This is a genomic window from Roseibium sp. HPY-6 (assembly GCF_040530035.1).
In the GTDB taxonomy this organism is placed as follows: Bacteria; Pseudomonadota; Alphaproteobacteria; order Rhizobiales; family Stappiaceae; genus Roseibium.
On sequence record NZ_JBEWCD010000002.1, the window covers coordinates 2,476,657 to 2,497,521 of the forward strand.

The window sequence follows — 20,865 nt, forward strand, 5'->3', positions numbered from 1 at the left end:
GCACTTCCCATGATTACCGATCAATTCAGGCTGGCGGTTGCGCAGCTCAATCCGACAGTAGGTGACGTTTCCGGCAACGCGGAGCTGGTGCGCAAGGCCCGGCGGGATGCCGCCGAAAAGGGCGCCCACCTGGTTCTTTGCTCCGAACTGGTGCTTGCAGGCTATCCACCAGAAGACCTCGTTCTGAAACCGGCCTTCGTTGAAAAATGCATGGAGGCAGCCGAACAGCTTGCCGTCGAAACTGCCGATGGCGGCCCCGGGCTTGTTATCGGATCACCCTGGGTTGGAAGCGAAGGAAAGCTCTATAACGCCGTCGTTCTGCTCGATCAGGGAGAAGTCCGCGCCGTCCGCTTCAAATACGATCTGCCGAACTACAGCGTATTTGACGAAAAGCGGGTCTTCAGTGCCGGTCCGTTGCCCGGGCCTGTGGACTTTCGCGGCGTGCGCATAGGCCTGCCGGTCTGCGAAGACATCTGGAATGATGAAGTTTGCGAGTGCCTTGAGGAAACAGGTGCAGAATTGCTTCTGGTTCCCAATGGTTCGCCTTATTGGGTGAACCGCGCTGAAGAGCGGCTCCAGGTCGTCGTATCCCGCGTTGTCGAAACCGGTCTGCCTTTGGTCTATTGCAATCAGCTTGGCGGGCAGGACGAGCTTGTGTTTGACGGCGGCTCGTTCGCGCTGCAGGCGGACCGTTCGCTTGCGTTTCAAATGCCTCAGTTCGAAACATCACTTGGCATCAGCGACTGGAAAAGAGCAGGGGACGGTTGGGTCTGCGAAAGCGGCGAAGTCGCAAAACTGCCTGATCTTGACGAAGCCAACTGGCGCGCCTGTGTTCTTGGGCTCGGTGACTATGTGAACAAGAACGGCTTTCCTGGCGTCGTACTGGGCTTGTCAGGCGGTATCGATTCGGCGATCTGCGCCGCCATGGCCGTCGATGCGCTTGGGGCCGATCAGGTTCATGCGATCATGCTGCCTTTCCGATATACGTCCGAGGAAAGCATTAAGGACGCTGCGGCTTGCGCATCGGCACTCGGAATTCGATATGACACGGTTCCGATATCCGAGCCCGTCGAAGGCTTCGGTTCCGCACTAAGCAGCCTCTTTGCGGGAACGAATGAAGATACGACAGAGGAAAACATCCAGTCGCGTACGCGCGGCGTCATTCTCATGGCGGTTTCCAACAAATTCGGCCGCATGGTCATGACCACGGGCAACAAGTCCGAAATGTCGGTCGGTTATGCGACCCTTTATGGGGATATGAACGGGGGCTACAACCCGATCAAGGATCTTTATAAAACCCAGGTTTATCACCTTGCGGCCTGGCGCAACGCGCAAAAACCCGCCGGTTTGCTTGGTCCGGATGGTGAAGTGATCCCCGAGAACATCATAACCAAGGTCCCAACGGCTGAACTCCGGGTAAACCAGACCGACCAGGATTCGCTGCCACCTTACGATGTCCTGGATGACATTCTCGAATGTCTTGTCGAGGAGGAGATGTCTGTTGGCGATATCGAAAAACGCGGACATGACAAAGCCCTGATTCACAGGATCGAGCATCTACTCTATATTGCCGAGTACAAACGGCGCCAGGCGCCGCCGGGCGTCAAGATCACCGAGAGGAATTTCGGCAAGGATCGCAGATACCCAATCACAAACCGGTTCCGGGATCGCAGTTGATTGTTGTTCGGAGCCGGAACCCATCCTGATTTGCCCCATTTCGGGCAACCGGCTTCGTTGACATGAGCTATTTTACTTTCCTGCGGGAGAATGCGCGCTGGCTTTCGTCCAGCTATCTGCTCGCAGTCTTCTCGGGGTTTGGACAGACATTCTTCATATCCCTGTCCGCAGGTGACTTGCGCGCCGAGTTTGGTCTGACGCATGGCGAGTTGGGGTTACTGTACATGCTGGCAACGCTCGGCAGTGCGTTGATCCTGCCATATGTTGGCAAAAGTCTCGACCATTTCCCCGTTCAGAAAATTGCTCTGGTCGTCATGGCCGGGTTGGCGGTCTTTTGCCTTGCAATGGCACACACATTTGCTGTGTGGACGGTTGCTGTGGCGTTTTTCGGGCTTCGCCTGTGCGGGCAGGGGATGATGACGCACACATCGATCACCGCCGCCGGGCGCTGGTTTTCCGCGCAAAGAGGACGGGCGGTCTCGATCGCCATGCTGGGATTTCCAACGGCGGAAGCCTTGTTTCCGCTTTGCTTTGTGGTCTTGAGTAATACGATCGGCTGGCGCGGCGCCTGGACGGCATCGTCCCTCGTCCTGGTGATCGTCGCGATACCGGTCATGATGATCCTTCTGGCCAAGGAGCGCACGCCCTCGGCGGCCGAAATTGCGTCGACCAAGGCCGAAGGACGGCAATGGACACGAAAGGAAGCGGTGCTTGATCCGCGTTTCTGGCTGGTTTCGCTCGGCATCAATGCGCCGGCATTCATTGCGACAGCGATCTTCTTCCACCAGGTCTACCTTGTTGAATTGCGCGGTTGGTCGCTTGAAGTGTTTGCAAGCGCGTTTTTCCTCATGGCTGCCGGTGTTGTCTGCGCGTCGCTTGCAATCGGTCCGCTGATTGACCGGTTTTCGGCCAGGCAATTGCTTCCCTATGCGTTACTCCCCCTGGCTCTGGCCTGTCTTGTGCTCGCACATTTTGAGGCGCAGGTTGCGGCCTTTGTATTTCTGGGTCTGGTCGGCATCAGCCATGGTTTCAACGGTACGCTTGTTGGCGCATTCTGGCCCGAGGTCTATGGCACCATGCATATGGGGGCGATCCGCGCCGTCGCTTTCTCCATAATGGTTTTTGCCTCTGCGGCAGGCCCCGGGCTTGTCGGGTGGCTGATCGATATCGGGGTTGCCTTTGACAGCCAGATCGTCGGCATGGGGCTTTATTGCCTCGTTTTCAGCAGCGTTCTGGCCGCGATGTCGCGGGCTTATGCAAGATCGTGAGCTTGGGAAGTCATGTTTGACGGCTCCGCTTACTGAGCGATTGCGCTCAGTCTTGCCCGTGTCGTAATTGATTTTATATCTGCCGATGCCCATATCAGCGAGAGGCCCGACGAAGTGCAGATCGTGTATCTGGTGCCGGTCAGAGCCGTTCAGCTTAGGTTCAGGATAGCTGCGTAATATGGCTGCGTAACTTGAAAAATAGCGTTTTTTGAGCTACGTTGGAGCCATGGAGAAGAAAAGTATGATTAGAAAAGTATCATATGTCGGGGTCATGCTGGCGGCGTTGCAGTTTGCAACTGCTGTGGCTCAGGCTACCCCGTATCTGCCCCAGCCATAATCCGGTACGCCTTGTAATTCCGTAAGTGCTTGAAATCGCGTCTTATTGGATGCGGTTTATTTTGTTTTGGTTTCTCCGAAGCAATGAACGCAGATTGTATCTCAGCTCAGCCTGAACACTATCAAGCTTGAAATTGCGCAACTCATCGCGATTCTGCTGCGTGGCTTCGTTTCGCGCCAGAACTTCCAGTGCCAGGGTCGCCGCATTGTCGATGAGGTCCAGCCGGTCGCGAAGCCAGGCGACGTGATTTGTGGAGATGTTTCGTTTTGCCTCGGTGAGGTGCTCCACATACAAGGCATAGATGTGAAGAAATGATGCTCTTTGCTGGCGCACAATGATTTCAGGGTGGTCCAGCACTTCAATCGAGCAGTTCAAATCGATATTTGCAATAACTTCAGCCAGATGCCCGGCATCTTTTCCGTAAAGGTCATTGAAGTCCGGGTGACCAAGCGCGCGCTGCACGTATATGGACTGAATGGTGTAATAGAGGTAGCTGAACGTCCCGGCCTGCCTCAATGACAGAAATCCGCCGTCATACCCCAGTGCGTCTTTGTCCGAGACCTCCACCGGACAGGCGAACGAAAATCCCGGATCTCGGTTGAAGCGCGATTCCACAAGTGTTTCAGAGTTGCCGACCACGTGATTTCCATACATTTCCTTGTGCGGAATCCGGCGGTCGATTTGCCTGATCAGGTTGCTGTAGAATTTGAGGTTCTTCAGGTGGGCTTCCAGAATGTCGGGTGGCGGCGACTGGGTCTCCGTAATGAAGAAATCCTCAACCATGAAAATCACATCAAAGAGCGCTCGTTGCAGGTACCAGAATTCCGCATCGGAGACAGTAGCCCCTCTGAAGCGCTTCTTGAACTTGTCGACATCTTCGTTCAGTGCCCGGATCGCCGCCAGTTTCTGGTTGTCCATATACAAGAGGGATGCGTAGATTGTCGCCAGATAGGGCCTCAGAGAAACGGAGGCGAGTTCAAGATCAACCGGCAGATTGATATCCTCGATCCTTAGATCCGAACATGCCGATACACCGTGGTAGTCGGCTCCGAACGTTTTGATTTCGGTGAAGGCAGCGGCAATTGAACTGACCGAGCCTGCGTGCAGATTGTTGAACTTGGTGACAACGTCCGCGATGCGATCCTGTATAGACTGTTTCTTCAGGATCTCGGCCTGGGAAAGGTCGTCCCCAACCAGTTTCTCGAGTTCGATCAGATTGAGATAAAGCGCGCCAATGAGCGGACGAAATTCTGCGATCTGGTTGAACAGGTAGCGGCGGTCAGCCGTTTTATCCAGAGAGCCTGCAATACATGCGAAAAACGACTTGAAGGACGTCTCGAAATCCTGCGTCATTCGGCTGTGGTTGAGGATCGCCTCAAGTTTCGGATCCATTGGCTGGGGAGCAGGTTGAGGATCGGCGGTGATTGCAACGGCGGCAACGGTCGCAACCGGCAAGGGGGGACGGATGTCGTTCGTTGCGCTGAAGCCGCTTTCCGCTTCATGCGCGGCCAGCGCATCGGCGAGGCCAGGATTGTGGGCCTTGATGTACACATAGTCCCTTTTCATCGTCGAGATCATGCCCTTGATCGGGCCAAACCCGCCAAGGAAGGGGGACTCCTTGTTGCCTCCGTTGCCGTTGTCGTTCTTGTTCGTGTTAACAGACTGCGCTTCCTGACCGCTTGATTGCCGGGAAGCCGGTTGAGCGAGCTGAAAGTTGACCTTGCCGTCGTTCAGGCTCACGGAGCGCAACAGTTCGTCAAGGGAGGCCGTTGTCATCCCAGCAATCAAGAGAAAAACAAGGGCGACACCTTCGATCTTTTCAAGAAGTGTCAGCTTCGATTCCGCGGGCCTGCGGTAGTTCTTTGCGACCCAGACGGCGAGCAAACCGCCAAATACGATCCCGAGGATGAGTTTGGAGACGATCGCTGAAGTCAGGAACTCATGCCAACGATAAAGATGATTATAGCTGGGCAGGATTCCCGTGACGCTGAGGAGTATTGCCAGGCCGAACAGAATTAGAAAGAAAATGAAGACGAGCGCGATCAGTATATCGGCGCGCACGACAGCCTTGATGTACTTGTTGTCGAATAATTGTCTGTGATCCTTGCCTTGAACATTTATCGTTCGTTCGTCGATCGTGATGATCGTTATCATGACAAGAAAAGTAATAATCGATGAGATAATGAAGGTGGTGGTCATTGCCAGTCAGTCCTCAATATTACCAACGTGCCTTGTATGTTTTTTGCACTCTGCGTCAGGATCTGTCGGTCAATTGCTTCCGGTAGAAAGAAATAAAAAATCACTCGATGAATACTTATATCACACGAGTAAAAATCATCAAATACTCTAGGAAATACAACTTAAGTTTGCGTATGAGGTTGTATTCCTTTCCTGGGAGCACACATCTGTTACAGATCCAGACCTTTCTTCGAAAAATGCAGAGTGTCTGATTGCATCGGCTGCCCCCGTTGATGAGGGCGCAGCAGGGCATCTTCTTTTTTGTTCGCGCAACCAGTTATGGCTTGCCGCGCTTCGCGTCAGCGGCTAACTGAGGCGGCATGACCGTAACTGTACGTTTCGCGCCGTCGCCGACCGGCCATATTCATATCGGCAACAGCCGGCCCGCACTCTTCAACTGGCTCTTCGCCAGGAAGGAAGGGGGCCGCTTTATCTTGCGTTTCGACGATACCGACCTGGAGCGCTCGAAACAGGAATATGCCGAATCCATCGAGACCGATTTACATTGGCTCGGCATCGAGCCCGATGTGATTGAGCGGCAATCGGCACGTGTCGCTCGGTACGATGAAGCGGCACAGAAACTGAAAGACGCCGGCCTTCTCTATCCGTGTTACGAGACGCCGGACGAACTTGAGCGCCGCCGGTCGCGTCAGCGCGCGCTTGGACGCCCGCCCGTGTATGACCGCGCCGGACTGAAGCAGGGTGACGATGAACGGGCTGCGTTCGAAAACGAAGGCAGAAAAGCGCACTGGCGCTTTGTGCTGCCCAATCACGACGGCGATCCCTTTGAAACCAGACGCACCGATGTGAGCTGGACGGATCTTTGCCGCGGAGATCAGACAGTTGACCTGGCGTCTCTGTCAGACCCGGTTTTGATCCGCGCGGACGGCACGTATCTCTATACGCTTCCATCCATTGTCGACGATATCGATATGGGAGTTTCGCATGTCATTCGCGGCGAGGATCATGTGGCGAACACAGGTGTTCAAATAGCCATATTCGAAGCGCTTGGCGCATCGGTGCCAGCTTTCGGCCACCACAATCTGCTGACGACGAGCGACGGCGAGGGGTTGTCGAAGCGTAAAGGTGCCTTGTCCATCGGTTCATTGCGCGACGAGGGTCTGGAGCCCATGTCGGTCGCTTCGCTCGCTGTCCTGACCGGAACAAGCCAGGCCGTCGAACCGCTTCCGAACATGGGTTCGCTGATAGCAAAATTCGATCTGACAAATGTCTCCCGGTCTTCTGCGAAATTCGACCCCGAAGAGCTGAAAAGCCTGAATGCCAGGCTCGTGCATGAGCTTCCCTTCGCTGCCGTGGAAGCGCGCCTGTCTCAAATGGGCATCGGTGGCGGTGCTGAGTTCTGGGAGATCGTGCGCGGAAATTGTGAATTGGTAACCGATGCACTGGCACTCTGGAAGGTTGTCACCGGACCGGTTGAAGGCAGGGTCGAGGAGGAGGACCGTGAGTTTGTCGCCCAGGCGAAGGCACTATTGCCCGAGGGCGAAGTGACCGAAGAGACCTGGGGTGCCTGGACCAGTGCTCTGAAATCGGAAACGGGGCGAAAGGGCCGCGGTCTGTTCATGCCGCTTCGGCGTGTGTTGACCGGTATGGATCACGGACCGGACATGAAGGCGATGCTGCCGTTCATTGGGCGACAAAATATTCTGGACCGACTACCCTGACCGGCGAGGATCGCTCCGGTGCGGGCTGATAGCCAGGGTCTTCAGTCTTGAAGACCGGCGAAGCAGATACCGCCTCGATTGAATCTTCGTCTGTCCTGCGCAGCGTTAACAAGGGAAAACCGTCTTCGGAGGCAAATTCGGAATCATCTGCCTTCGATGCGGTTGCCACTCTCTCTTGTGCGAATGCCGCTACTGACGTGACGTCGAAGCCTTTCTCGAGATTGAAAAGCGTACCGGGGTCGTCATAGCGCGGCAAATGAGCGGGAAGCAAAGGCGTCATCGCCAGGGCAGACGGCTTTTCGCGTTCTTCCTCAAATGTACTGCCGAGGCTCGGCTGCTGTGTGCGGCGTGGAAGGCCTGCGCTGATATCGGCGAAAAAGAGCCTTTGTCCTGACGACGTCCCGACTTCGGACCAGGCGGAGCGCGTTTTCGCCTGCTTGGACTGGCGGCAGCTGCATCCTTCCACAAATTCAGACTTGTAGCGGAATGCAAAGGGCTGGTCCGCATAGGGTATTCCCGCGAGCGACGTCATTTGAGACTGGTCTCCGCCCGGATTGCGGTAGATATACAGCTCCGTCGGGGCTGCCGGGCAGATTTCAGAACAGCGCGCTTCATCGTTTGCAAACTGGCTTTTGCCCGTCGAAAAACTCACCGGAAAGAAGTAACCGTCGCAGGTGCGAACGCACAACGTGCGAAAGGCACTGCCGGACGGCAGGCGCGGTCTTGTGGCGTCCCGCTTACGCTGTGACCTCACGGAGGAGATTTCTCTGTCTCCGGTTCTTGCCGACGTCTGTTGGGTCTTTGACTCAGGATTGAAGAGGCGTGCCAGAAGCGATTTCGGCTTTTCTGCGTTCACCGGCCTCTGGGACGAAGCCTGCCGCTGCCGCTGCGATTTCGGCGCATTGCAGCTTTGTCTTTCGAGCGCCGCTCGCACCTGGCGAATACGCCTGGTGTTCTTTTTGCTTGCGCCGCCGCCCGCCTTGCTCAGCTGACGCTCGATCGCAGACAGGTTGGACTTCATGCGTTTGATTTTCTGGTTGAGATCCTGGCACTTGGCGGTCGGATTTCGCGAACACCCGAAGTGTCTTGCATCCCGCGTTGCAGCTGAGATGGCTTTTTCCTGTTGTCTTTTCGCAGTAGACCATTTGACAGTCGCAGGCGATTGGGCTCTTGGCGCGGATTCCAGTTGCCGCAATTCGGACTTCAAAGCTGCACAGGTGGCCGCGTAGGCTGCGTTGAGTGGCAGCAGGAGCGCTGCAAGCACGCCTGCGGCTTGCGCAATCCTGACAGACCTGGCTTTTGAGTGCCGCGCCATCGATTATCCCCTGCAGCGCTCTCCCGCGCCAAACCGTCCATAGCGATCACGAAAGTATCGCCCCTGTCCTTACCAATAGCAACGAAAGCTCTCACGTTCGGTTAATGCGGCTGTCCTTGTGCGTTGACCTTTCAAGTTTCGTCTCGCTGCTTCACCGCCTCGTGAAGGCGTTCGAACACGTCATTTAGCAAGAGCCTTTGCTCGCTGGTGAGGGCGCTTTGCAGTTCGTTGGAGTAGGCAAGCGCTTTGGGAATGAGATCTTCGTAGACCGACGTTCCGGTTGCCGTCAGCCTAAGTGTCTGCTCGCGCATGTCTTCCGGGTTCTTGACCCTTATGACAAAGTCGCGGTTTTCCAGAGCGGCAACCGCTCTGCTGACTTTTGTTTTGTGCATGGATGTTGCCACGCTTATGTCGCGAGCCGTCATCGCCCCGCGTTCGCCCAGCATCGCAATGACACGCCACTCAGGTATGCCGATCCCGTACTTTTCGGCATAAATCTTTGAAAAGGACCGGCTGACGGTCTCGGCGAGATGATTGAGCTGGTACGGCAAAAACCGGTTGAGCTCCAGGACAGGTCTTTCACCGTCATCCCCTGCGTCCGGTAATCTGGGGGAACCTGCTTTCTGAGACATGGGTTTGAACTGCCTTGAAGACGTTGGTCCGCCGAAATGGATCTGCAAAATTCAATGCCGTGTTCCGGCCATTTTGTACCACTAGCAAGTATAGCTGATTGAAGTGAAGACGAAAGACAGTGAGTGCTGCTTCGTAAAAGTATGAGGAAGTGAAGCAGATTCGCCGGAGAGCTTCGCCGGATGAAGTCATGAAGTGCTGAAATTGGCTGACCTATCTGTTGATAAAGAAGGAATAGTTAAGGAATTGGCACGTGGAAAATTGCGAATCAGAGACGGAAACTGAGACGCTACAGTCAACAGGTATGGTGTGTATGGCAGGTGGAAAGATCCTGGAAGTCAATCAGACAGCTGGCATGAAAGCGAGGCCGCAATGACGAACGAACCGAACAACTCCGAGCTTTCTCCTGGAGCGAACGAACGGTTCGAGGAACTTGGCCGCGGCTGCTACGCATTCAGCGCCGATGGTTGCTCGAACACGGGTGTTATTGTCGGTGAGCGGGGCGTACTGATCGTCGATGCTCAGGCGACGCCGGAATTTGCCGGCAAGGTGCTCGAAAAGGTCCGCGAAAAAACAGATAAGCCAGTCAAGCAGGTCGTGCTGACCCATTTTCACGCAGACAGCACGCTCGGGGCAACGGCTTTTGAAGCGGGCGAGATTGTTGCGTCCGATCTTACCCGGCGCATGATGGATACGCGCGGCGCTGAAGAAATCCTTGTCGCGCGGGACCGGCTACCCGCTCTTTTTTCTGGTCTTCCGTCAATGACCGGAGTCAGCCTGCCGAGCATGACGATCGCATCCTCCATGTCCATCGATCTGGGGAACATGGACGTGCGCGTGATGCACCTGGGCAGAGGTCACACCATGGGAGACGTCGTGGTGTGGGTCCCCGGAAGCGCCGTGATTTTCGCCGGTGATCTGGTTCAGTCTTCGGCTGTGCCGTATTGCGGCGATGCGCATCTGGCCGACTGGCCAAGAGCGCTTGACCGGATTACAGCTTTCCGTCCGACGGCGCTCATGCCCGGACGCGGGCGCTCCGCAGTTGGTGCGTCTGCCGTTGCAAATGCCATCGAAAACACGCGAGATTTCGTTACGACGCTGCAGGAAGCGGCTTCAGCCTGTGTGGAGCAGAGATTGGGCCTCAAGGACACGTTCAATGCGGTGAAGGACGCGTTGAGCCCGCAATTCGGTTCCAAAGACGATTTCGATCTCCATCTGTCGTTCAATGTTGCAAGGGCATATGACGAGGCACTCGGTCTGGATCAGCCGCAGATTTGGTCCCGTGAACGGTGCGCTGATTTGCAGGATGCGCTGGATGGCGTTGTGACGACGGCGGAGCCAGCAGAGGACGAAACAGAATTGCCGTTGTCCGATCAGGTTCTGGACGATGTGGAAGCAAGAATTACCGCGGAACTTGTCTCCGATAATGATTTTGCCGCCTCGTTGCTCGAAAGACAGACGAGTGAAGAGACGGTTGAAGAAGAAACCCTGGATCTTTCCTCCAACGATATTGTCGGTCCCGAAGCACCCGAAGACGAGGCAGTCGAAAGGGAAGCGGACGAGCATGAGGCTGATGAGCCAAGAATGCTCATGGAAGCAGCCCGCTAACAGCACTTGTGCGGGCAGCACCGGCAAAGCCCTATTGGAGTTAGAAGCAGCGCGCGCCTCCTGGCGCGCGTTTTGTGTGTCCGGGTGAATGTGCCACTTCTGCTTGATCACCTGAACATGATCACCACATGTGAGGCCATCCAAACCAAGGAGGTTTTTGATGCGTTTTTGTTCTGCCGCCGCCCTCGTTCTTGCCAGCCTCATTCTGGGCACAGGGTCTGTCCTGGCATCGGACGAGCCGGATTTGATTTTCAAGAAATCGACGGTTTGGAAATTTCTGACGCCTGATCACAAGCTGGCCACCTACGCAATTGACGATCCTCTGGTGGAAGGTGTCGCCTGTCACTTTACCGTTCCGGAAAAAGGGGGCGTGTCAGGATGGCTCGGTGTCGCTGAAGAAGTCTCAGATGTATCGTTGGCCTGTCGCCAGGTCGGTCCGGTGACCATCAAGGAAACGTTCGAGCAGGGCGAGGAAATGTTTCGCCAGCGCAGGTCTTTCATGTTCAAGAAAATGCAGATCGTGCGTGGCTGTGACGAAAAACGGAACGTGCTGGTCTATCTTGTTTATTCGGACAAACTGATAGAAGGCAGCCCGAAAAACTCCACTTCCACTGTGCCGCTGATGCCATGGGGCGACAAGGCGCCTCCAAAATGCGCGGATTTCGTGACCAACTGATTGGGTGGTTCATGTTGTGCGCAGACCGACTAGTCTGCGTCCAGCTTTTCCAGATGTTTGGCGACCGGCAATTCGGCGTCGGCACAAAAGTGCTTGTAGAGCATCGCCATGATGTCTCTGACCGGCTCGCTCGAAAGCCGGTAATAGATGGTTGTGCCTTCCCGGCGCGTGGACACGAGGCCCTGGGCGCGCAGCAACGACAGCTGTTGAGAGACGGTGGGCATCCGCATACCTGTCGCTTCGGCGAGTTCGCTGACACAGCGCTCTTCTTCCAGAACGAGGCACATCAGGAGCAGACGAGGGGCAGATGCCATCATCTTTAGAAAGTCTGCCGCGGATTCCGCTTTATCTTCGAGAGTTTTGTAATCCATGTGCAGACTCTGCCAAACACAAGTTAAAACCGCAAGACCAGGTGCACTTCAGGAGCCGAATTCTGCAAACTCTTTTAAATACGGCCTGCGACGGTAACGATGATATTGCCGTCACCGCACCCGGCACCCTTCAGCAGACACAGGCTTTTGTGCTGCAGGTCGTTGCCGAACGCCTTGGTCCCGTCGGTTATTGCAATGATCGCGGCGAAAGGTCCACCGAGGACGATGGCCAGGAAAAGAATAACAAAGAAGCGGTTCAACATGTGTGTCTCCAAAGAGCGATCGGTATCGATTGCCCGGAGACTACGATGAGGGCCTTGAACTCACGCTGAGTGTCGCGTTCAGCGTCCGTTCACATTCGTAAACGCCAAAAAAGAGTAATGTTTCCCAGCGGCTTATGACGTCAGAGGTTTTCCGTCATTGCCTTGCGCAACGCCTTTAGAAGCACCTCGTCCCGCTCGTAAATGTCTTTTCGGAAATGGGTCGACCCATCCTTGTTCATCCAGGCCGTCAAATAGGTCAGATGCACTTCTATGGGGACTTTGGGCTTGATGATTGTGCGCTTCCGGCTGTCGCGTATCTGCTCCCAGTGACCGGGCGTGGAATTGTTGTCGGTCAACAGGACGTCCGCGAGCGCAAACGGGTTCGAGGCCCGGATGCAGCCGTGGCTGTAGGCCCGCTCGGCGCGTGAAAATAGCGACTTTGAAGGCGTATCGTGGATGTAGATGTTGAACTTGTTCGGAAACATGAACTTGATCCGTCCGAGCGCGTTGCCGTCGCCGGGGTCCTGGCGCAGCCGAAAGGGAAAGTTGCGGCCGGAATAGCTGTTCCAGGCAACCTGTGTCGCCGCGACCTCGCTGCCATCTTGAAAGACCCGGATATTCTGGCGGCTGAGTGCTGAAGGGTTTTGCTTCAGCTTCGGCAGGTATTCCTTCGTTGCGATCGAGTAGGGCACATTCCAGAACGGATTGATCTCGACATATTCCAGCTGATCGGAAAAGACGGGTGTGGCGTGGTACGGCTTGCCGACAACGACACGTGTCGTGTGGATCGTCTTGCCACTGCGTACTACCTTGAGATTCTGGTCCGCGAGGTTCACGAACACATAGAACTCCCCGAGGTCGTCCCGCATCCAGCGGCGGCGCTCCATGTTGAGTTCCATCTGGATGAGCTTGTCCTGAATTGGAATGTTGAGGCGCGCAAGCGTGTTGTTGCCGATAACCCCGTCCTTTGCCAGGCCGTGGTGGTCCTGAAACACTTTCACAGCCTCGACAAGAGACCCATCATAAGTGTCTCCCGAATGCTCAGCCGCGCCTGGAATGTCTTCCTCGACGAGGCGTTTCCGCAAGACCGCGATGCGCGGATCGGTCATGCCGGGTTTCAGCACTTCGCCATCCGGGATCGAGGTGAACCCGCCCGCTGCAGCCTTTTCCCGATATTGCGAAAGACGGCGCTTCAGACGTGCATAATTGTCGGACTGTGGCTGCAAGCTGTCCAGAAAGGCGCTGAAGTCGACGGTCATTTCCGCATTTTCGAAAAACGGTTTCGGATCCGGCCTGTCCGGGAAAAGATTCAGCGCCTTGTTGATCTTGTTGGGCTGCACACGCCCGGAGGATAGATGCGTGGCATAGCGCAGAAACTGGCGCGAAAGCTCCAGATCGAACCGAGCCCAGTCTTCTGGCGTTTGCGCGGTTTCGGAAAGTTGCGCAAGCTCGAGCGGGGCATAATTGTTCGGGTTCAAGGCATGTTCATTGGCTTCGGCCATAGCGGCGATCGCCAGATGAGCTCTTTCTTTCAGACCGGATTGATCAAACCAGGCGGGCGCAAATGCCCGCTCTGTGTAGTAGCTCTGAAGTCCATCTGGAAGGTCATCGGACATCGCTGCCTTGATCGCAATCGCGATCGGTGTCGCAGGTTCCGGCGCTACGGTCGCAGCACCATCTTGTGCCGGAGGGGTCTTCTGAGCGGTTTGTTCAGCACTGACAGGTGTCGAGACGAGGGCTGAAAGCAACAAACCCACAGACAAAGCGGACCCGGTCGTAAGACGAAGTATCGAACGCGGCAACACCATATGAAATCCCCCTCTGATTCCCTGGTACTGAAGTCTAGTCGATGTCAGGTGTAGCGCCAACGCCACGAAGACCCTGAATTGGGTCTGCGCGCTAAATGCAGCCTTGACCGCGTCCGGCGTTCCGGTCCATAAAGCCCGCATGATGACGGCCACTTGGAACATCATTACGATCACCATCATTTGCAGCTAGCGACACCGCTGGCTGTGGCCGTTCCTTCTTGGCAAAAAATTCCCTGAGACGGATCGCCCGGTCAGCCGGCCAGGAGACCTTTTGACATGAGCGCCGCTGAGACGAAAAGATCCGGCACTATCAAGGGCTTGAAGATCACCAACACGCTGACGCGTGAGAAGGAGGATTTTCAGGCCATCGATGATGAGAACGTGCGCCTTTATGTCTGCGGACCCACCGTGTACGACTACGCCCATATCGGCAATGCGCGTCCGGTCATCGTCTTCGATGTCCTCAACCGGCTTTTGCGACACGTCTACGGTCCCGCGCATGTCACTTATGTGCGCAACATCACGGATGTGGATGACAAGATCAACGCACGAGCATTGCGCGATCATCCCGACCTTCCGCTGAACGATGCAATCGCATTGGTCACAAAGCGGACGACGGATCAGTTCCACAAAGACATCCAGGCACTGAGCGTTCTGCCTCCCGATCATGAACCGCGTGCCACCCAGCACATCGACGGCATGATCGAGATGATCCGGCGGCTGATCGATAAAGGTCATGCATATGCCGCCGAGGGCGAGGTGCTGTTCGATACGGCATCGATGCCGGACTACGGCGGTCTGTCAAAACGCAAGCTGGACGAACAGATTGCTGGCGCGCGCATCGCCGTTGATGCACACAAGAAGAACCCTGGTGACTTTGTTCTCTGGAAACTTTCCTCCGACAAAGAGCCGGGTTGGGAAAGTCCGTGGGGACGTGGCCGGCCCGGATGGCACATCGAGTGCTCGGTCATGAGCGCTCATCATCTTGGAGACGTTTTCGACATTCATGGCGGTGGTCTGGATCTGATCTTCCCGCACCATGAAAACGAGATCGCACAGTCCTGCTGCGCGAATGACACCAAGAAAATGGCCAATTACTGGATGCACAACGGCTTTTTGCAGGTCGAAGGGAAGAAGATGTCCAAATCCGTGGGCAACTTCTTCACGATTCAGGAGTTGCTGGAGACAGAGAATTTCGGCGGCCGCACATGGCCCGGCGAAGTGTTGCGCATGGCCATGCTCATGACGAACTACCGTGAGCCGATCGACTTTTCCAAACGCAAGCTGGAAGAGGCGGAGAACCTTCTGTCGAAGTGGCCGGATCTGGTCGAAACCGATGCGGAGGCTACGCCTATCGTCGTCGATGCTCTTCTGGATGACCTCAATACCGCCGCTGCGATCCAGGCCCTGCATGCTCTGGCAGGCGAGGCTGCGAGGGACCCGTCGAAATTGGAGACATATTCGGCAAGTGCAGCGCTTTTGGGCCTGTCACCTGTACAGGCGGATCTGAGCAGCGTCGACAGCGACGGCGTCGAGGACGCCGTGGCGCGGCGGCTTGCCGCTTTGAAGGAGAAGGACTGGGCCCTGGCCGACGAAATCCGCGCTGATCTGTCGTCTCAGGGAATTGTTCTAAAGGATTCAAAAGACTCTGAAACCGGAGAACGGATAACGACCTGGGAGGTCCAGCGGTGAGCACTGGTGCGAGAGAGGTGCTGACCGGCGGATGCCAGTGTGGCGCTGTCCGGTTTCGCGTTGAGGGGCCGCTCGGCACGGCCTCGATCTGCCATTGCCGGATGTGCCAGAAGGCGTTCGGGGCTTTTTACGCGCCGCTGGTCAGCGTGCGCGAAGAGACCGTCCTGACCTGGACCCGGGGTGAACCGAAGCGGTTTCAAAGTTCGAACCATGTCGCCCGCGGATTTTGTCCCGAATGCGGGACACCGCTTACCTATGAAGCCCCCGACGGGGTCGGCATTGCCATCGGTGCGTTCGATGAACCGGACAAGATCGCTCCAGTGATCCAGTACGGGGTGGAGGGCAAGCTTCCCTATGCTGACCGCATGAGCGAGATACCGGCGCGCACAACGGAAGAAGACGAGGAAACACTGGTGTTTCTGGCAACAATCGTTTCCAACCAGCATCCGGATCATGACACAGAAACCTGGCCGCAGGCTCTGCCTGCTGCGTCGGCTGAAGCACAAAAAACAGAAAACTAGGCCACATGGCCGGCGGGAAACGCGAATGACCAAGGAACGTCTTTATCTCTTCGACACCACGCTTCGCGATGGTGCGCAGACCAGTGGAATCGACTTTTCGGTCAACGAGAAAATCGTTGTCGCTGAACTGCTTGAGCGGCTGGGTGTCGACTACGTCGAGGGCGGATATCCCGGAGCAAATCCGGGCGATACGGAATTTTTCAGCAAAAAGCGGACCGAAGCCGCGAAGTTCACCGCCTTTGGAATGACCAAGCGCGCCGGACGGTCTGCCTCAAACGATCCTGGCTTGCAACAGGTGTTGTCCAGCAAATCGGACGCCTGCTGCTTTGTTGCGAAGACCTGGGACTACCATGTCGATATCGCGCTTGGATGCACCAACGAGGAAAACCTCGATTCCATCCATGACACCGTGTCGGCAACGGTCGCGGCCGGCAAGGAGGCCATGATCGATTGTGAGCATTTCTTCGACGGCTACAAGGCAAACCCGGACTACGCCCTGGATTGTGCACGCACGGCATACCAGGCCGGGGCGCGTTGGGTGGTGTTGTGCGACACGAACGGCGGAACCTTGCCGGACGAAGTCTACCACATTGTCACGAAGGTCCAGGAGGTCGTCCCGGGTACTCATCTTGGCATCCACACCCATGATGATACGGGCCATGCCGTTGCCAATTCGCTGGCGGCAGTCGATGCCGGCGTGCGCCAGATCCAGGGGACGCTCAATGGTCTGGGCGAGCGCTGCGGCAATGCCAATCTGATCACGTTGATCCCGACCCTGAAACTCAAGAGCGCCTTTTCCAACCGGTTTGAGATCGGTGTCAGCGAAGAGCAACTCAAGGACGTCACCTCGATTTCGCACGCGTTCGATGAAATCCTGAACCGCTCTCCGGATCGCCAGGCACCCTACGTGGGCGAAACGGCCTTTGCGACGAAGGCCGGCATTCACGCGTCCGCGATCCTGAAGGACCCGCAGACTTATGAACACATTGCGCCCGAGGTTGTCGGCAACCAGCGAAGGGTGCTGGTGTCCGACCAGGCTGGCAAGAGCAATCTGCTCGGCGAACTGTCACGCGTCGGCATCGAAGTCGACAAGTCGGATCCGCGTCTCGACCGGTTGCTCGCACTTGTGAAGGAGCGGGAAGCCGAGGGTTACGCTTATGAGGCGGCGGATGCCTCCTTCGAACTCCTGGCGCGCAGGGAGCTCGGCGAAGTTCCCCGCTATTTCGACGTCAATTCGTTCAAGGTCATGGTCGAGCGCCGGTTCAATGCTATTGGCGATCTCATCACCGTGTCTGAAGCCGTCGTCAAAGTCGACATAGACGGCGAGACCCGCATGTCTGTGGCGGAGGGCAACGGCCCGGTCAACGCGCTCGACATGGCACTGCGAAAGGACCTCGGGAAGTACCAGACTGCGATCGAGGGGCTGGAACTGATTGACTACAAGGTGCGTATATTGAACGGTGGTACTGCCGCTGTTACGCGTGTGCTGATAGAGAGCCACAATACCAAGACGCAGCGCCGGTGGTTCACGATCGGCGTGTCTCCCAATATCGTCGACGCCTCGTTCCAGGCATTGGTCGATTCCATCACATTTGCGCTGCTGAAGGCGGATAACGCCTGACCGCAAATGCGCCTGAAAGGCAAACCGAATGTCTCAGCAGGTTTCGCAAGCCGAGGCCAATGCCGAATTTCGCCAGGGCCTGCTGTATGGTCTGGCGGCCTACAGCATGTGGGGCTTCCTACCAGCCTACTATAAGCTGACGGACTCCATAGCGCCGGACATCATCGTTTCGCACCGGATAATGTGGTCGGTCTTTTTCGTCGGCCTGTTTCTCTACCTGCGCGGCAGATGGCAGGAAGTTCGCGACGTTTTCAGGCAGCCTGCAGTTCTGAAAGGCCTGACTGCGTCTGCCTTGTTCATTGCAGTGAACTGGCTGGTCTTTGTGTGGGCAATCGAACAGGAACGTGTCCTCGATGTTTCGCTTGGCTACTTCATCAATCCGCTGGTGAGCATTCTCGTCGGCCTTGTGGTGTTGCGCGAACGCCTTTCACGCGGGCAAGGGGTCGCCGTCGCGATTGCCGCGATCGCAGTGCTGATTCAGGCCATACTGGCGGGCGGTTTGCCATGGATCTCGCTTGTGCTTGCGTTTTCCTTCGCCGGATACGGCTACGTCCGCAAGGTGACGCCGGTAAACGCAACCCCCGGAATGTTTGTCGAAACTCTGCTCCTCCTGCCGTTGGCAATCGGATACGTTCTGCTGAGCCTGAGTTGGGGCAAGGATGCGCTCGTGCTGAATGACATCCCGGTTCTGATTACACTTGCAGGGACGGGAATTGTCACGGCTCTGCCGTTGACATGTTTTTCGGCTGCCGCGCGCCGGCTGCCGTTATTCATGCTTGGATTGATGCAATATCTTGCACCCTCGATGCACTTCCTGATGGCCGTTTATGTCTGGAACGAACCATTGGACCAGGAAAAGCTGCTGACATTCGCCATGATTTGGGTGGCTCTGGGCATCTTTTCATTCGACAGCTGGAATCGGTATCGCAGCGCTGCATCAAGCTGAACCTGCAAATCCCGTCACTGGTCCGAAACCACAAGCAGACCACGTCCTGTGCGTTTAGCCGAATAGAGCCTGTCATCTGCGGCCTTCAGCGCCTCCGGCAAACCACCCTGATGCAGTGGCGCAACGCCAATGCTGGTCTTGAAGCTGATGTTTTCGCCGCGGTGTTGCACTGGAACAGTCTCGACCTCGTCACGCAGTGCTGCAAGGCGCGCATGCACTTCTTCTTCTGACTGATCATGGATCACCACGCAGAACTCGTCTCCACCAAGGCGCACGGCGTAGTCTTCCTCACGTGCAAACTGTGTCAGGCTCTGCGCAAAGTTCTTGAGAACCGCGTCGCCGAAATCGTGGCCGCGGCTGTCATTGACGCTTTTGAAGGAATCCAGATCGAAGAGCGCGAGCCAGTTGCGGCATTCTGGAACGGTTTTCCAGGATTTGATTTCCCTGGACAATTCGTCGAACAGGAAGCGGCGATTGTAAAGTCCGGTCAGTGAGTCCCGCATCGCAAGATTGTTCAGTTCTTCGATGCGGTAGATATAAGCCAGATTTTGCGAAATTCGCAGCAAGAGCTCTTCCGGCGAGCCGTTCTTGTCGACAAAGTCGGCAGCCCCGTATTTCAAAAAGCGGACCCGATTGTCTGCATTTGTAACGGCTGACATGCCGATAATACCGACCTGTTCCGGGCTGTGACGCCGGCGGACAGCTTTCAAAAACGCAAAACCATCTTTGCCAGGCAGGAAGTAGTCCGCGAGTACGAGCTTGATGTCGCTGTTTTCTTTCAGACACGCCAGAGCTTCGTCGGTGCTTGCCGCCTCGTATACCTTGTAAAGGTGCTTGGAAACGATGCGCGAGATCGCGCGGCGTTCAACCGTCGCATCGTCCAGCACGAGGATGCCGATCGTAGGATTTTTTGCCAGGCGGCGGATCAGGTCCGCGACATAGTTCAGGCTGCCTGGAGAATCTTTCAGGACATAGTCGATAACCCCTTTTTGGAGCATCTTTTTGCGTGTTTTCGGATCAAACCGGCTGGTGAACACGATGGTGGGAATATTCCACTTGTCGCAGAGATCGACAATTTCACCGTCTGGTGCATCCGGCAACGTCAGGTCCACCAGGGCAAGATCAGGTTCGCCGATCGGCAGCGACAGGCAGCTTTCGGCTTCAGCGTAGTTTCTGGCCACCATGATCTGGTTTCGGCCGACTTCATGCAATTTCTTGACGATCGCCTTTTCGAAAAACGATGCGTCTTCAACGAGGAGGGTGGTCTGCATGAAAAGGTCCGTAGCCGGAGTGGTTTGCGCGAACCTACTATTCACTGAAACGGACTGCAATTTGCGCTGCAGCAACTCAACGAGCTTGTTCGCGCGGCACGTCTTGTGACGTTTTGTTACGCGTCAGTCGTAAACAATGCGCGCGGAGAGGCTCAAAGCTCCGTGACTTTAGCCAGGGCACTGGTTTCATCGACCACCTTTCCGGCAACTGCGCGGCGCAGCATCGGCAGAATATCATCGACTTTCTTTGCCACCAGATAGGGAACCTCGGTGTCCGGACGAATATATCCTTGCGCCCGCATGTGATCGAGCAACTCCAGGAGCGGTGACCAGAAGCCATTTATGTTGGCCAAGGCGACAGGCTTTTTGTGCTGGCCCAGTTGCGCCCAGGTCATCATCTCAACGGCTTCTTCCAGTGTTCCGATACCACCGGGCAGCGCGATAAAGGCGTCAGACTTTTGAAACATCAGATGTTTGCGTTCATGCATGTCCTTCGTGATGACGAGATCATCGAGCGATTCCAGCATGACTTCGCGCTTCTCGAGAAAATGCGGGATGATCCCCGTGACATCACCGCCCGATTCGAGCGCTGCGTTCGCAACCGTGCCCATCAGGCCGACTGAGCCCCCGCCGTAAACCAGGCGAAGTCCAGCTTCCGCGATAATCTGCCCAAGACGCGTTGCTGCAGCCTCGTGAGCCGGGTCGGAACCGATGCTGGAGCCGCAATAGACGCAAACGCTGGTAAGTTGTTTTTGAGAAACCGTATTCATGACGCAAAGATGTGGCATTCAGATCACCTCAAGGTCAAGCATTCTGTTTTAAGTCCCTTGGGAAATAAGCGGGATTTCTTGCCGTACCCCCAAAAGGGGGCTATGGATGTGACAGCTAAGAAGATGTGACAGGGGCAGATGCTGCAGCTGACCGTGAAAAGGACTGGCAAC

The 20,865-nt window shown here is 56.0% G+C and carries 17 protein-coding genes; 9 read left to right on the forward strand and 8 right to left on the reverse strand.

All coding sequences use genetic code 11. From position 1 onward, the window contains the following. The first annotated feature begins 9 nt into the window (after window positions 1–9). Together ABVF61_RS22490 and ABVF61_RS22495 are read left to right on the forward strand one after the other, a co-directional pair. Window positions 10–1,677 (forward strand): NAD+ synthase, encoded by a 1,668-nt coding sequence (locus ABVF61_RS22490; RefSeq protein WP_353995761.1) that lies wholly within the window; start codon window positions 10–12, stop codon window positions 1,675–1,677. A gap of 62 nt (window positions 1,678–1,739) precedes the next feature. Beyond that, the gene (locus ABVF61_RS22495) at window positions 1,740–2,945 is read left to right on the forward strand and encodes an MFS transporter (protein ID WP_353995762.1); all 1,206 of its coding nucleotides are present in this window, start codon (window positions 1,740–1,742) and stop codon (window positions 2,943–2,945) included. Between the two features lie 379 nt (window positions 2,946–3,324). Here the strand turns inward: ABVF61_RS22495 and ABVF61_RS22500 are convergent, their stop codons facing one another. After that, window positions 3,325–5,481, reverse strand: coding sequence for a hypothetical protein (locus tag ABVF61_RS22500; RefSeq protein WP_353995763.1), 2,157 nt, complete (start codon window positions 5,479–5,481; stop codon window positions 3,325–3,327). Between the two features lie 359 nt (window positions 5,482–5,840). Here ABVF61_RS22500 and gltX point away from each other — a divergent pair, with 359 nt between their 5' ends. Beyond that, window positions 5,841–7,202, forward strand: a complete 1,362-nt coding sequence (gene gltX / locus ABVF61_RS22505) for a glutamate--tRNA ligase (RefSeq protein WP_353995764.1) — start codon at window positions 5,841–5,843, stop codon at window positions 7,200–7,202. Here gltX and ABVF61_RS22510 read toward each other — a convergent pair. Together ABVF61_RS22510 and ABVF61_RS22515 are read right to left on the reverse strand one after the other, a co-directional pair. After that, entirely contained in the window at window positions 7,165–8,517 is a 1,353-nt protein-coding gene (locus tag ABVF61_RS22510; RefSeq protein ID WP_353995765.1) for a DUF2865 domain-containing protein, read from the reverse strand. The genes gltX and ABVF61_RS22510 overlap by 38 nt on opposite strands. 131 nt (window positions 8,518–8,648) lie before the next feature. Next, entirely contained in the window at window positions 8,649–9,149 is a 501-nt protein-coding gene (locus ABVF61_RS22515) for a MarR family winged helix-turn-helix transcriptional regulator (protein ID WP_353995766.1), read from the reverse strand. Between the two features lie 370 nt (window positions 9,150–9,519). Here ABVF61_RS22515 and ABVF61_RS22520 point away from each other — a divergent pair, with 370 nt between their 5' ends. Both ABVF61_RS22520 and ABVF61_RS22525 read left to right on the forward strand, forming a co-directional pair. Beyond that, window positions 9,520–10,755, forward strand: a complete 1,236-nt coding sequence (locus ABVF61_RS22520; protein WP_353995767.1) for an MBL fold metallo-hydrolase — start codon at window positions 9,520–9,522, stop codon at window positions 10,753–10,755. 160 nt (window positions 10,756–10,915) lie between these two features. Further along, the gene (locus tag ABVF61_RS22525; protein ID WP_353995768.1) at window positions 10,916–11,431 is read left to right on the forward strand and encodes a CreA family protein; all 516 of its coding nucleotides are present in this window, start codon (window positions 10,916–10,918) and stop codon (window positions 11,429–11,431) included. Window positions 11,432–11,460: 29 nt separating this feature from the next. Here the strand turns inward: ABVF61_RS22525 and ABVF61_RS22530 are convergent, their stop codons facing one another. From ABVF61_RS22530 to ABVF61_RS22540, 3 genes are all read right to left on the reverse strand, one after another. Then, a complete protein-coding gene (locus ABVF61_RS22530) occupies window positions 11,461–11,802 on the reverse strand; it encodes an ArsR/SmtB family transcription factor (RefSeq protein WP_353995769.1) in 342 nt (113 codons plus the stop codon). A 74-nt stretch (window positions 11,803–11,876) separates the two neighbouring features. Continuing rightward, entirely contained in the window at window positions 11,877–12,065 is a 189-nt protein-coding gene (locus tag ABVF61_RS22535; RefSeq protein WP_353995770.1) for a sugar transporter, read from the reverse strand. 140 nt (window positions 12,066–12,205) lie between these two features. Continuing rightward, window positions 12,206–14,038: a L,D-transpeptidase family protein gene (locus ABVF61_RS22540; protein WP_353995771.1), complete on the reverse strand. Its 1,833-nt coding sequence runs from the start codon at window positions 14,036–14,038 to the stop codon at window positions 12,206–12,208. Window positions 14,039–14,149: 111 nt separating this feature from the next. Between ABVF61_RS22540 and cysS the strand changes: the two genes are divergently transcribed. Genes cysS through rarD form a run of 4 tightly spaced genes read left to right on the forward strand, consistent with a single transcriptional unit; the run spans window position 14,150 to window position 18,653 of the window. After that, window positions 14,150–15,565 (forward strand): cysteine--tRNA ligase, encoded by a 1,416-nt coding sequence (gene cysS / locus ABVF61_RS22545; RefSeq protein ID WP_353995772.1) that lies wholly within the window; start codon window positions 14,150–14,152, stop codon window positions 15,563–15,565. Beyond that, entirely contained in the window at window positions 15,562–16,086 is a 525-nt protein-coding gene (locus ABVF61_RS22550) for a GFA family protein (RefSeq protein WP_353995773.1), read from the forward strand. The genes cysS and ABVF61_RS22550 overlap by 4 nt, the downstream gene beginning before the upstream one ends. 25 nt (window positions 16,087–16,111) lie before the next feature. Next, window positions 16,112–17,707 (forward strand): citramalate synthase, encoded by a 1,596-nt coding sequence (gene cimA / locus ABVF61_RS22555; protein WP_353995774.1) that lies wholly within the window; start codon window positions 16,112–16,114, stop codon window positions 17,705–17,707. A gap of 28 nt (window positions 17,708–17,735) precedes the next feature. Further along, complete coding sequence (gene rarD, locus ABVF61_RS22560; protein ID WP_353995775.1) at window positions 17,736–18,653, forward strand: EamA family transporter RarD; 918 nt, start codon at window positions 17,736–17,738, stop codon at window positions 18,651–18,653. A gap of 14 nt (window positions 18,654–18,667) precedes the next feature. Here the strand turns inward: rarD and ABVF61_RS22565 are convergent, their stop codons facing one another. Together ABVF61_RS22565 and ABVF61_RS22570 are read right to left on the reverse strand one after the other, a co-directional pair. Then, complete coding sequence (locus ABVF61_RS22565; protein ID WP_353995776.1) at window positions 18,668–19,924, reverse strand: GGDEF domain-containing response regulator; 1,257 nt, start codon at window positions 19,922–19,924, stop codon at window positions 18,668–18,670. A gap of 152 nt (window positions 19,925–20,076) precedes the next feature. Continuing rightward, window positions 20,077–20,712, reverse strand: a complete 636-nt coding sequence (locus ABVF61_RS22570) for an LOG family protein (RefSeq protein WP_353995777.1) — start codon at window positions 20,710–20,712, stop codon at window positions 20,077–20,079. Window positions 20,713–20,865: the final 153 nt, after the last annotated feature.